This window comes from Vibrio sp. 2304, from assembly GCF_033339475.1.
GTDB lineage: Bacteria > Pseudomonadota > Gammaproteobacteria > Enterobacterales > Vibrionaceae > Vibrio > Vibrio alginolyticus.
Genome location: NZ_JAWOUQ010000010.1, coordinates 172,685 through 184,963, shown reverse-complemented (window position 1 = coordinate 184,963; position 12,279 = coordinate 172,685). Strand labels below are relative to the sequence as shown.

Below are 12,279 nucleotides of genomic sequence, written 5' to 3'. Positions count from 1 at the left end.
ACTCAGAAGTGAAACGAAATAGCGCCGATGGTAGTGTGGGGCTTCCCCATGTGAGAGTAGGACATCGCCAGGCTTTAGTTTTATTTTCACTTTTTCGAAAAGTGAAGACAAAAGCGGACGCTTGCTTATTAAAGCGAGTGATACCACTGCGGAGTGGTAGTTCAGTTGGTTAGAATACCGGCCTGTCACGCCGGGGGTCGCGGGTTCGAGTCCCGTCCACTCCGCCACTTATTTGAGCGTCGTCTCAATAAACACGAATTACAGGGGTGTAGCTCCAATTGGCAGAGCAGCGGATTCCAAATCCGCGTGTTGGGAGTTCGAATCTCTCCACCCCTGCCATAATCTAAAGCCTCAGCAGTAATGCTGGGGCTTTTTTGCATCTGAAGAAAAGAGAAGCTGACTAGTTGGAAGAGTTGTCGATTCCTCTGATACCAAAGTATCGGGGGATTGAAAGTTCATATCTCCGGGATATTGGTCCACTTCACCTATCTCCCATGTTCATAAGCTCTGGCTTAGGTCAGGGGCTCTTTTATTCCTAACGTATAGTTTCGACGTCAGGTGTATGTTTATCCAACGAATATGGCATACCTTTGCTTCAGATAGTTTTATTTTCTAGTAATGTAATTATTAAATGTTGATGTATCGCTTTGCTCTTTCTGTTTTACCTTCGAATTTTCATAATGCTTTTTCTTCGTTATCGAGCACATCTGATTCACAATCTATTGAAAGGTCAGTGGTTACATTGGCTTGGATGATTACTGACTTGGTTCCTGTTATCATCATGCATTGATGCTAATAATTAGGAAGTAAGTTTATGCCACATTTTCGATTCCGTGCTGTAGAGCCACAAGCTGTTCAGGCATTATCAAAACCTCTTACGGATGAACTTCAGCCTCTAATGGACTGTCCGCGTGAGGATTTTACTTTTGAGTATATCTACACTACGTTTTTCAATGAGGGTGAGGTGAGTGCTGCATATCCTTTTGTCGAAGTGCTTTGGTTCGACCGTGGCCAGGAAGTGCAAGATGAAGTTGCCAAGCTTATTACGCAACAAGTGCGCGGTATCGCTGGTGCCGACATTGATGTTGCAGTTATCTTTTCCGCCTTATCTCCTAAAGCTTATTACGATAATGGCGAACACTACTAAAGGTTAAAGGCTATGAGGCTGAGTTTCATTGTAACTTTGGGTTTATGTTTCTCAGCTTCAGTATGTTCTACTCCTTGGGAGTCTGCGGTTAATCCTACCCGAAACTCTTCCTCCTCTATTGGTAGTTATGCTAACGGTTGTTTAGATGGTGCATTACCCTTGCCTCTCGATGGCGTTGGTTATCAAGTCTTACGTAGTAAAACGAAGCGCTACTATGGGCACCCTAAAACGATAGAGTTTATTGAAAATCTGGCGCTTAAAGCTCATCAAAATCTCAACACCACTCTGTTGATTGGTGATTTGTCTTTACCTAGAGGTGGAAGGTTCTCCTCTGGTCATTCTAGTCATCAAACCGGGTTAGATATCGATATCTGGTTAAGACTTGCTGACCAACCGCTTTCTTATAACGAATTACAACTTCCTAAGCCCATGAGTGTGGTGGATTTAAAAGGTTATTCCATACTTAATCATCGCTGGGAAGAACGGCACTTTAAGCTAATTCGGTACGCTTCAAAAAGTAAGGATGTTGCACGAATTTTTGTACATCCTGTTATTAAGGAGCAACTTTGCTTGCAAGAAAACGGCAAAGATCGTTCTTGGTTACGTAAAGTACGTCCATGGTGGGGGCATCATTACCACTTTCACGTCAGGTTGTCTTGTCCTGATTCGAGCGACTATTGTGTTGATCAAGCACCACCTCCAGTAGGCGATGGCTGCGGTGTGGAGCTTGCAAGTTGGGCCCCGAAAGCAAAACCTATTGATACCCCTCCACGGGTAAAAACAACCTCTAAGCCCAAACGAAAAAAAGTCGTTCCACCTCAATGCTTGCCGCTTATCAATCCTAATTAGTGTTACTCTTCAGGTTTATCTGTACTTGGTGATCTCTTTTATGAAACTGGAGAAACATCATACTTTTGTCTACATTGAATAGTACCAATACAAAAACTAACCCAATTAGTTTTGGGGACATATTATAGAAATCTAAATTAAACAAAGAGTTGTAGTATGGGTAAGTTGTAACTTCTCTGTTTAGAAAAAGATCTTTCGTCACGATACTCTGGTTTCTTAGCAATATGTCTGTCAGTTGGCTAAAAAGCGATAACAACGCAGACAAGTGTGTAAGGCAGGGATATGCCCTTTTCCTGTTAGAAGAGTAAATCAAGGACAAAACCATGACTATGATTTGTGCAAAAGAATTTGCAGAGTGGTTAAGACACAGATTTAGCAGTGATACTAAAGGAGTCTCTTTGACTCGAGAGGATGTGAATCACCTGACTGGGCGTCAACGCCTTGATCCGGGTTTTGTTAATGATGTGCATTATGAGCTGATGCAATATGGGATGGCTTTCGTTACTGATACGAGCCGAGAAAACTTTTATTTAATACCTGTTTCTCAAGCGGAGAATTGGCGTGAGAGACTAGAGTATCATTTTGAAAAAGAGCTATTCTGCAATATTATCCCTATTGAAAAATCAGGTTGAGAAAAGGTTCAACTTTGATGTCAAAGTTGAACCTAATTGCTCTTATGCTAACCCTTGAATAATCACGAATTTTTCAAGCAACTGCTCTTCAGTTTCGACATGGTTCGGATCAGTGATTATGCATTTTGTAATTGGACACACTGACTGACAGGTCGGCTTTTCGTAATGCCCCTTACACTCTGTACATAGCGCTGGATCAATTTCGAAAATGCTCTCTCCCATACTGATTGCCCCATTGGGGCATTCGGGATCACACATGTCGCAGTTAATGCATTTATCAGTAATGAGCAAGGCCATGGTTACTTACCAGTCGGGTTACGGGTGTCCTGCCCTGAGTTTAGATTACGCATTAATAGGCCATATTCTAAATCTAGCTCTGCTGGTACTGGAATGAATACAAAGTGACCGTTTCCTTTCGCGTCTTCAATAGACTCTGATTTGCGGTTTTCCATTGCCTCTAGCGTGAAAACAATATTGCCTTTTGGCGTCATTAGTTCAAGGCTATCACCGACAAGAAACTTATTTTTTACTTCTACTTCAGCCATGTCACCACGACGTTTGCCAGTGAATTCACCAACAAACTGTTGAGCATCAGAGACTGAGTAACCGTAATCGTAGTTTTGGTAAGTATCGTGTGTATGACGGCGTAGGAAGCCTTCAGTGTAGCCACGGTGAGCTAGGCTTTCTAGTGTACCCATTAGGCTTTCATCGAATGGCCGACCTGCTACAGCATCATCAATTGCTTTACGATAAACTTGAGCGGTACGTGCGCAGTAGTAGAAAGATTTAGTACGACCTTCAATTTTCAATGAGTGAACCCCCATCTTAGTTAAGCGTTCAACGTGCTGAACCGCTCGTAGGTCTTTAGAGTTCATGATGTAAGTACCATGCTCATCTTCGTAAGCCGCCATTTTTTCTTCTGGACGGTGCGCTTCAGAAAGCAGAACGACTTCATCTGTTGGTTTGCCGCGACCAATTGTGGTTTCAGGACGCTCGTCTTGTACTTCGACAGGCTGTGCTTCCGTCGGGTCGAATTTCTCTACGATGTCACCAGCGTCGTTTTCTTTACCCTCTTCAACTTTGTATTCCCAGCGGCATGCGTTAGTGCAAGTGCCTTGGTTAGGGTCACGTTTGTTGATATAGCCAGAAAGTAGGCAACGACCAGAATAAGCCATGCATAATGCACCGTGAACGAATACTTCAAGTTCAGTTTCAGGGCAATGCTCACGAATTTCTTCGATTTCTTCTAGAGATAGCTCGCGAGAAACGATCACACGTTCCACGCCATTCGCTGCCCAGAACTTAACGGTCGCCCAGTTTACAGCGTTCGCTTGTACAGAAAGGTGAATTGGCATTTCTGGGAAAGCTTCACGAACCATCATAATTAGGCCTGGATCTGACATGATCAATGCGTCAGGACCCATCTCTACGATTGGCTTAAGATCACGGATGAAGGTTTTTAGCTTCGAGTTGTGTGGTTGAATGTTACATACCACATAAAGCTTTTTGCCTAGGGCGTGGGCTTCATCGATACCGATTTTTAGGTTCTCGTGGTTGAACTCGTTGTTACGTACGCGAAGGCTGTAGCGAGGTTGGCCAGCGTAAACTGCATCTGCCCCGTAGGCGAATGCGTAACGCATGTTTTTCAGGCTGCCCGCTGGAGATAGTAGCTCAGGCACGAATGCTTTCTCAGTTGTCATTGCTCAATTCTCTTTTATCTGATCACAAGTCAGGCCAATTCCACCTAATGGAAATGGGGCGCAAATTTTACGTCAAAATGTGAACTGTGACTAGGGTAATTGTGCTTCAGATAGAAAAACGCCCTCAAAAAAAGTGAGGGCGTTATGGTTAACCTTTATACAATATTATGCGTTAGGATTCGGTAAGCCGCCTAGCGCATCGTATAGGTTGGGAAGGAAAGCACTGAACTCTCCACACATTAGAGAGAAGTCTGCATCAAATCGAGCTGCTTGATCTTCACGTGGAATATCATCGTTTTGATCTTTCAATTCATCAGAGAATTTTAGACGTTTGATGCCCGCATCTTCCGTCATAATGAACTCAATACGATCTTGCCAATTAAGCGCAAGTTTCGTCACGACTTTATCCGCAGCGATGTGGTTGCGGATTTCATCAGTGGTTAGCTCTTGCTTCTTACAGCGAATCACACCACCTTCTTCAAGTACGGATTTTAGCTCAGCTTCGTCCATCATGCTGATACCTTGAGGTGTGTCACCGCTTTTCACCCACTCGGTTAGCGTAGTTTCAATCGCCACTTCTGGAATAGCAGGAACAACAGGTAGACTACCCATGGTTTTACGAAGCAATGCTAATACATCTTCTGCTTTTTTATAGCTGCTTGCATCAACAAGGATAAAACCTTCTTTTGGCATGATGAGCACGTGAGTGTGGCTGCTGCGGCTGAATGCGCGCGGCAGTAAATCCATTACGATGTCATCTTTCAGGTTGTCTTTCTCTTTCTTCTTCAGAGGACGACCTTCTTGCGCTTCCATTGCTTCTACTTTTGCATTCAATGATTCTTTGATCACAGAGGCAGGTAGCATTTTCTCTTCTTTCTTGGCGCAAATCAGAATGCGGTTTTCTGACACGTGAGTCATCATATCGCCATGTCTACCCATTGCACTGACCCAGCCAAATTTCTGTTTGTCTTGACTGCCACACGGGGTGAATCGGAATTCAGACAGCTGAGTTTCTAGTTGTTCGGCGTTAAAAGTAACCTCGCGGTTAACGCGGTATACCAGACAGTTTTTAAACCACATAAATCTTCTCTAGGCTTGATGACAAGGGACTAATCATAGGGAATTTTTGTGCTGATGTCTTAATAGAAATGAAAAATATCCGAATGAACCTCAAAAGAAAGTTATATGAAAATTTGTTTTCAAAGGTCACAAAAGTGTCATAATTGGTAGTGATAATGCTTATGCAAAGAGAGGCGCTTTGTCTCTTAAATTCATTAGCTCAACGAACATAAGGTTACTCAATTATGTCTAGAAGGATTCTGGTTGTTGAAGACGAAGCTCCTATTCGCGAAATGCTGTGCTTCGTACTTGAGCAGAAAGGTTACCAAGCGGTAGAAGCGGAAGATTACGATACTGCAGTAACCAAACTGGCTGAACCCTTCCCTGATTTAGTTTTACTGGATTGGATGTTACCAGGCGGTAGTGGCATTAACTTCATCAAACATATGAAGCGAGAGGAATTAACGCGCAACATTCCAGTTGTGATGCTTACCGCTCGTGGTGAAGAAGAAGATAAAGTGCGTGGTTTAGAAGTTGGTGCGGATGACTACATTACTAAGCCATTCTCTCCTAAAGAGTTGGTTGCACGCTTAAAAGCGGTCATTCGTCGCGTTACTCCGACTGCACTAGAAGATGTAATTGATGTACAGGGATTGAAGCTTGACCCTGTATCGCACCGTGTTACGGCTAATGATGCGCCATTAGACATGGGCCCTACAGAATTTAAGATGCTTCATTTTTTCATGACGCATCAAGAACGCGTATACAGCCGTGAGCAGCTATTAAACAATGTTTGGGGCACCAACGTGTATGTCGAAGACCGTACAGTCGATGTTCACATTCGCCGCCTGCGTAAAGCATTGGAAGCTGCAGGGCATGATAAGCTGATCCAAACTGTTCGTGGTGCTGGATACCGCTTCTCGACGAAGGCATAAATTAACACGCAGCTTATCGGTACCATTTCTGGAGTTATGAGTGGTTGAAAGATTAACGTGGAAAAAGCTGGCCTGGGAGCTGGCTTTTTTTTACACCCCATGGGTGATAGTAGGTTGGATATTCGGTTATATGCCGTGGTTGCTTTTGGCTGCTACGGCATTGCAGCTTGTGTGGCATTTGCATAACCAAGTACGTTTATCTTCTTGGTTATGGGATGAAAAACGCCTCACGCCACCATCTGGTAGCGGTAATTGGGAATCTTTGTTCAATGGGTTGTATCGCTTACAACAGCGCCAACGCCGCAAACGAAAAGAGCTTACTAATCTTATTCGTCGATTCCGAAATGGTGCAGAATCGCTACCCGATGCGGTAGTGGTATTCCGTGCTGAAGGCAATATTGTTTGGTGCAACAAGCTGGCTCAGCACTTACTGGGCTTCCATTGGCCAGAAGATTCTGGTCAACCTATCTCCAATCTCATTCGTACACCTGATTTTATCAAGTACCTCAACAAGAAAGACTTTTCAGAGCCATTAGAAATGCGTTCACCACTCAATGTCGAACGCATGCTAGAACTACGTATCGTACCGTATACCGAAGGTGAACATTTGATGGTGGTGCGTGATGTTAGCCAGTTAAAACAACTTGAGGGAATGCGTCGCAACTTCTTTGCCAACGTATCTCATGAACTGCGTACACCAATGACGGTGCTACAAGGTTATCTTGAGATGACAGAAGATCCTGATATGGTCGTGGGTCCTATGTGGAGCAAAGCTCATGGTGTCATGACGGAGCAGCTTAACCGCATGAACAGTTTGGTGAACCAACTACTGACACTATCTAAAATTGAAGCGGCACCTATGCATGAGCTTGAGGAAGTCGTGAATGTGCCCGCGATGCTTGAAGTGTTAGAAAAAGAGGCGGTTAGCCTTAGTGGGGACAACCAACATAAATTGAAATTTGATGTTGATGCTAGCCTACGCGTGCTGGGCGATGATGACCAGTTACGTAGTGCTATCTCTAACCTCGTTTATAATGCCGTCAAATACACACCGCCTGGTGCGAACATTAATGTTCGTTGGTTCCAGACCTCTCAAGGCGCATGCTTAGAGGTGGAAGATAGTGGTGATGGTATTGAACCTCAGCACCTCCATCGACTTACTGAGCGTTTTTATCGAGTGGATAAAGCAAGATCACGTGATACTGGAGGAAGTGGTTTAGGGCTAGCCATTGTAAAACACGCGCTGAGTCACCATGACTCTCATTTAGAAATTCACAGTGAAGTAGGTGTGGGCAGTAAGTTTTCTTTCGTATTGCCTGAGCGTTTGGTGGTGAAATAATGGCTTTACGATTGGCAAAAACATTCAGTTTATTCGCGCTTGTTTGTTCTTTTATGGCTGCCGCTCAAGATAAACCATTGCCGAGTTATCATAAAACGACGGGGATTGTCGGGAACTTGCTCTCTGTTGGCTCCGATACACTTGCGGGTATGACAACGCTTTGGGTTGAAGAGTTTAAATCCATTTACCCGAATATTAATGCGCAAGTCCAAGCGTCTGGCTCTTCTACTGCCCCTCCAGCATTGACCGAACAAACAGCTCAGTTTGGTCCCATGAGTCGCCCTATGCGTTTAAGAGAGATTGAAGCGTTTGAACGTGAACATGGCTACAAGCCAACGGCGCTTAGGGTAGCCATCGATGCAATCGGTATTTTTGTTCATCAAGATAATCCAATTCAAGGTCTTAACTTTAGTCAATTAGATGCTTTGTTTTCCGCCACGCTACGCTGTGGCGAAAGTCAATTTGTAACAAACTGGCAGCAACTCGGTCTTGAATCACAGTGGGCAAAGCGAAACGTACAGTTGTTTGGTCGTAACTCCGTTTCTGGAACTTATGGTTACTTCAAAAGTAATGCCTTGTGTGGCGGCGATTTCAAGACTCGAGTTAACGAGCAGCCAGGCTCCGCGTCAGTTGTGCAAGCTGTAGCGTCAACCATCAGTGGAATTGGTTATTCCGGTGTCGGTTATCGAGTGGCAGGCGTGCGCTTAGTCCCTGTGGCTAAAATGGGAAATGACTACGTGACTCCAACGCGAGAACATATTGTTAGTGGTAAGTACCCACTATCACGTTACTTATATGTTTACGTGAATAAGCACCCTGATTACCCATTAACACCAATTGAAGCTGAGTTTATTCGCTTTATCTTTTCTGCTCAGGGACAAGCGTTGGTTGAGAAAGATGGTTATGTGCCCATTACGGCAGACTTTGCAGAAGAAGAGTTAAAAAAAGTCGGCCTGTAAGCCGACTTTTTATTTAGGTATGGACAGTACGAGATCAGAAAGTGAGTGTCCACTTCGCGCTGTCCCAACGTTCTTGTTCTTCCTGTAAATCCGCGTGAAGTAATTTATTGTTTTCTAGCCATGCTTCATCTGTGCAGGTGAGAATCCATTCGTCATTTTTGATAGATAAGGTGATATCAGGCAATGGATCTTCATTACGCTGCCCATTTAATACGATAGAAAGTCGTAATATTTTGATGAGGCTTATAATGTCACTCTGTTTATAGAGGTTGAAATCTGGTAGTTCTTGCAATTTGAGCGCTTTACGCTGGAAGCGAGCTAATGTTGCAAGCACTAATTGCTGCTCACGGTTGAAGCCTTGTAGGGTGGAGTGCAACAGAATATAAAAAGAGTGGCGATGGAAACTACGCAAGTTGATACTTAATCCGACTTCATGAAGCAACGCTGCCCATTCTAGTAAGTCAAATAACTCACTCTTTTTCTTAATGCCTAGTTCAGAGCGTACCTGACATAACATCTCACGTGCATGCCCCTTAACACGAGCGGCATGCTCTAAGTCGACTCGGTGCTTGTTGGCTAAATTTTCTGTGGTGCGCATGCGAATATCGGAGCGTGCGAAACGTTCTTCCATTTCGTACAACAGGCCTTCGCGTAGAGCACCATCGGAGAAAAACATTTGCTCAATGCGAAGCGCTTTGAAAATCGCGGACAAAATCGCTACGCCTGCTGCGAATACGGGTTTACGTTCTTCTGTTAGACCCGCCAGCTCAATATCTTCAATGGAATCAAATTTACACAGAGTTTCGATAAGTGTATCCAGTCGACTCGCTGTGATCAGGCCATCTTCAAAACCTAATCCTACTAGCACTTCTTGAATCGCTTTGATGGTTCCTGATGAGCCGAGAGCAATATCCCAGCCCTTTTTACGATATGTTGAAGCGATGGACTCGAGTTTTTGTTCGGCAGCTAACATCGCCTTGCTGAAGTTTTTTCCTGACAGTTTGCCGTTTTTAAAGTATTGCTCTGTAAAACTGACGCATCCCATCTGTTTACTGTTGAGAAGTTCAGGCTCAAATTCTTGTCCAATAATCATCTCGGTACTGCCGCCTCCGATATCGATGACTAGTTTGGAGTTGGATTCTACTTGAGTGTGCGCGACGCCTAAGTAAATCAGGCGGGCTTCTTCTTCTCCAGGGATAATTTCTATTGGGAAAGGCATCACTTCTTTCGCACGCTCGATGAAAAGGTGGGCATTTTTAGCGCGTCTTAGTGTGTGTGTGGCGGCGATACGTACATTTGACTCATCAAGCCCTTGCAACCTTTCAGCGAACATGGCTAAGCATTCTAGCGCACGCTCCATTGCGGCGTGACTTAAGTTCAATTCACTGTCGAGTCCTGATGCTAAGCGAACACGTTGTTTATGACGACTAACCAGTTGTAGGTCACTGCCGACAACTTTGGCCACCACCATATGGAAACTGTTTGAGCCGAGGTCTATCGCGGCAATGTAGCGAGTATCTTGTTCAAGTATTTGAGGCATCTGAATTTTGTTTTCTAGTTTGCTTTTCTATATTTTTAAGATAGTCATAGATAGCGATTTGAGAGCGAACTTTTTTGCGATTACCTCGTGGTACGTAAGCGTTACTCATTTCTTTATCTATTAAACGAGCCTTTACTGTATCGGTAAAATGGATATTCGTTATATCAATAATTCTCTGTTTCAAACGTGGATCACGGACTGGTACTGCTACCTCGATACGGTGATCAATATTTCTTGTCATCCAGTCTGCGGAGGAGATATAAACTTGCGGATCGCCATCATTGTGGGTGATCACCACGCGAGGGTGCTCAAGAAAGCGGTCAACAATACTGATGATGCGAATATTGTCGCTGATCCCCTCAATGCCCGGTACTAATGAGCACATGCCTCGAATGATCATGTTTATTTTTACACCGGAAGTACTTGCTCCATAAAGCTTATTGACGATGCCTTTATCGACTAGGTTATTGACCTTGATCGTAAGAGCGGCTTTTTTCCCTAGCTTGGCATTCGCAATTTCATTATCGATTAAGCGGTAGATTTGGGTTCGAGAATTACGAGGAGATACCATAAGGTGATTGAACTTCACTGGTCGGTATGGGTTCTCAATGTAACCGAAGACATTACGGACTTCATTAGTGATTTCTTGATCTGCCGTAAGCAGGGAGAAGTCGGTATAAATTCGTGCCGTCTTCTCATGGAAGTTGCCTGTGCCGATGTGTGCGTAGCGAATAATTTCTTCACCTTCGCGGCGGCTAATCATCAGTAGCTTTGAGTGAATCTTAAGACCAGGCGCACCAAAGATGACGTGCACACCCGCTTCGGTTAATACTTTTGACCATTCGATATTGGCTTCTTCATCAAAGCGAGCTTGCAGTTCGACGACCACAGTGACATTTTTGCCGTTATGCACCGCATCAATTAAAGAGTTCATCAAGCGAGAATCTTTCGCGACGCGATAAATGTTAATCTTGATACTAAGTACTTTGGGATCGAAGGAGGCTTGGCGCACTAACTCACTAATGTGGTCAAAAGTGTGGTAGGGATAATAGAGCAGAATATCTTTCGCTTTAATCGCGTCAAAGCTGTTGGCATAACCTTCGAAATCGGCACATTTCATTGGCGGGAGAGGTTTATTTTCAAGATATTCTCGTCCAACATTTGGAAACCCGATGAAGTCTTTAAAGTTGTGATAGCGTCCGCCGGGGATAAGATTATCGTAGTTAGAGATATTAAGTTTGTTACACAGAAACTCTAACATTTGAGGCGGCATATCGCGTTCGTAGACGAAGCGAACGGGCTTTGCTGTCAGTCGCTGATTGACACCCTCTGACATTTGTTCAAGCAAGCTGTACTCGATTTCATTGCGTAAATCGTATTCAGCGTCACGCGTCATTTTCATCGCATAGCCGCTAAGCTCATCATAATCAAAAAAGCCTTTGAACAGCTCGTCCAAACAGTGGCGGATAATATTATCAAGTAAGATGATGGTTTTTCGACGCTTTCCTTTCTGTTCTGGTACCATCACAAAGCGGGGAAGGTGATCGGTCGGAATTTCGATCAGAGCGTACTGGTAATGTTCTTCTTTACGCAGTTCTACGGCGATGTAAGCGTACTCGTCTTTGAGAAATTGCAGAACATCGATCTCGTCTTTCATTAGGAGGGGAGTGATATGCGGCATTACCTCTCTACGGAAGTATTTCGCGATCCACTTTTGTTGCGATTCATCCAGTTGTTGCTCGTTGACCAAGAAAATGCGACGTCGCGCCATTTCTCGAATCAACTCGCTGTAAAGCTCATCAAATTGTTCGTTAAGCTTTAGTGCTTTCGACTGCATTTTGGTTAACAGTCGTTTAGGGCTATCACTGCCACCGCGCTCTTGGCTGATTAGGATTCTGCGCTTCACGTCCGCAAAGCGTACTTTGTAAAATTCATCTAAATTGTTGGAAAAGATCCCAAGAAAGCGAATACGTTCGATCAAAGGGACGGTTTTATCGGCAGCTTCTTGTAATACTCGTTCGTTGAAAGACAACCAACTCAGCTCTTTTTCTATATATAGTTTTTCTGCGCTCATAACCTTACCTAGCCAAAAGTGAAGTAATACGTACTCATCTTGGAA

General features: G+C 44.0%; 11 protein-coding genes and 2 tRNA genes. 8 read left to right on the top strand and 5 right to left on the bottom strand.

All coding sequences use genetic code 11. The annotated features are described in order from the left end of the window. The first annotated feature begins 150 nt into the window (after nt 1-150). The 5 genes from R7P64_RS18550 to R7P64_RS18530 all read left to right on the top strand — a co-directional run bounded on the left by R7P64_RS18550 (nt 151) and on the right by R7P64_RS18530 (nt 2,628). A tRNA-Asp gene (locus tag R7P64_RS18550) sits at nt 151-227 on the top strand. 35 nt (nt 228-262) lie between these two features. Continuing rightward, nucleotides 263-339: transfer RNA gene (locus tag R7P64_RS18545), tRNA-Trp, on the top strand. A gap of 475 nt (nt 340-814) precedes the next feature. Continuing rightward, on the top strand, nt 815-1,147 hold the full coding sequence (locus R7P64_RS18540; protein WP_005381768.1) for a DUF1904 domain-containing protein: 333 nt from the start codon (nt 815-817) through the stop codon (nt 1,145-1,147). Between the two features lie 12 nt (nt 1,148-1,159). Continuing rightward, nucleotides 1,160-1,996 carry a penicillin-insensitive murein endopeptidase gene (gene mepA / locus R7P64_RS18535; RefSeq protein ID WP_017633932.1) on the top strand — a complete coding sequence of 279 codons (837 nt, stop codon included), beginning with the start codon at nt 1,160-1,162 and terminating at the stop codon, nt 1,994-1,996. A 323-nt stretch (nt 1,997-2,319) separates the two neighbouring features. Further along, on the top strand, nt 2,320-2,628 hold the full coding sequence (locus R7P64_RS18530) for a hypothetical protein (protein WP_005381765.1): 309 nt from the start codon (nt 2,320-2,322) through the stop codon (nt 2,626-2,628). A gap of 42 nt (nt 2,629-2,670) precedes the next feature. Here the strand turns inward: R7P64_RS18530 and R7P64_RS18525 are convergent, their stop codons facing one another. The 3 genes from R7P64_RS18525 to rdgC form a co-directional block, all read right to left on the bottom strand. Further along, entirely contained in the window at nt 2,671-2,925 is a 255-nt protein-coding gene (locus R7P64_RS18525; protein ID WP_005381763.1) for a YfhL family 4Fe-4S dicluster ferredoxin, read from the bottom strand. A gap of 2 nt (nt 2,926-2,927) precedes the next feature. After that, on the bottom strand, nt 2,928-4,328 hold the full coding sequence (gene yegQ, locus R7P64_RS18520) for a tRNA 5-hydroxyuridine modification protein YegQ (protein WP_005381754.1): 1,401 nt from the start codon (nt 4,326-4,328) through the stop codon (nt 2,928-2,930). Between the two features lie 165 nt (nt 4,329-4,493). Then, nucleotides 4,494-5,408: a recombination-associated protein RdgC gene (gene rdgC / locus R7P64_RS18515; RefSeq protein ID WP_005381753.1), complete on the bottom strand. Its 915-nt coding sequence runs from the start codon at nt 5,406-5,408 to the stop codon at nt 4,494-4,496. A 224-nt stretch (nt 5,409-5,632) separates the two neighbouring features. Here rdgC and phoB point away from each other — a divergent pair, with 224 nt between their 5' ends. Genes phoB through R7P64_RS18500 form a run of 3 tightly spaced genes read left to right on the top strand, consistent with a single transcriptional unit; the run spans nt 5,633 to nt 8,620 of the window. After that, a complete protein-coding gene (gene phoB, locus R7P64_RS18510) occupies nt 5,633-6,322 on the top strand; it encodes a phosphate regulon transcriptional regulator PhoB (RefSeq protein ID WP_005381752.1) in 690 nt (229 codons plus the stop codon). A 40-nt stretch (nt 6,323-6,362) separates the two neighbouring features. Then, nucleotides 6,363-7,661, top strand: coding sequence for a phosphate regulon sensor histidine kinase PhoR (gene phoR, locus R7P64_RS18505; RefSeq protein WP_005383667.1), 1,299 nt, complete (start codon nt 6,363-6,365; stop codon nt 7,659-7,661). Beyond that, nucleotides 7,661-8,620, top strand: coding sequence for a PstS family phosphate ABC transporter substrate-binding protein (locus tag R7P64_RS18500; RefSeq protein WP_085569938.1), 960 nt, complete (start codon nt 7,661-7,663; stop codon nt 8,618-8,620). Before phoR ends, R7P64_RS18500 begins: the two co-directional genes overlap by 1 nt. 34 nt (nt 8,621-8,654) lie before the next feature. On the opposite strand, the gene ppx is transcribed toward R7P64_RS18500, so the two are convergent. Together ppx and ppk1 are read right to left on the bottom strand one after the other, a co-directional pair. Continuing rightward, complete coding sequence (ppx, locus tag R7P64_RS18495) at nt 8,655-10,160, bottom strand: exopolyphosphatase (RefSeq protein WP_053306546.1); 1,506 nt, start codon at nt 10,158-10,160, stop codon at nt 8,655-8,657. Next, entirely contained in the window at nt 10,144-12,234 is a 2,091-nt protein-coding gene (gene ppk1 / locus R7P64_RS18490; protein ID WP_005381748.1) for a polyphosphate kinase 1, read from the bottom strand. Before ppk1 ends, ppx begins: the two co-directional genes overlap by 17 nt. Nucleotides 12,235-12,279 lie beyond the last annotated feature (45 nt).

Coding starts and splice junctions, on each gene's coding strand:
- rdgC (WP_005381753.1), bottom strand. CDS start 5,408: ATGTGGTTTAAAAACTGTCTGGTATACCGCGTTAACCGCGAGGTTACT.
- R7P64_RS18540 (WP_005381768.1), top strand. CDS start 815: ATGCCACATTTTCGATTCCGTGCTGTAGAGCCACAAGCTGTTCAGGCA.
- R7P64_RS18530 (WP_005381765.1), top strand. CDS start 2,320: ATGACTATGATTTGTGCAAAAGAATTTGCAGAGTGGTTAAGACACAGA.
- R7P64_RS18500 (WP_085569938.1), top strand. CDS start 7,661: ATGGCTTTACGATTGGCAAAAACATTCAGTTTATTCGCGCTTGTTTGT.
- yegQ (WP_005381754.1), bottom strand. CDS start 4,328: ATGACAACTGAGAAAGCATTCGTGCCTGAGCTACTATCTCCAGCGGGC.
- R7P64_RS18525 (WP_005381763.1), bottom strand. CDS start 2,925: ATGGCCTTGCTCATTACTGATAAATGCATTAACTGCGACATGTGTGAT.
- ppk1 (WP_005381748.1), bottom strand. CDS start 12,234: ATGAGCGCAGAAAAACTATATATAGAAAAAGAGCTGAGTTGGTTGTCT.
- phoB (WP_005381752.1), top strand. CDS start 5,633: ATGTCTAGAAGGATTCTGGTTGTTGAAGACGAAGCTCCTATTCGCGAA.
- mepA (WP_017633932.1), top strand. CDS start 1,160: ATGAGGCTGAGTTTCATTGTAACTTTGGGTTTATGTTTCTCAGCTTCA.
- ppx (WP_053306546.1), bottom strand. CDS start 10,160: ATGCCTCAAATACTTGAACAAGATACTCGCTACATTGCCGCGATAGAC.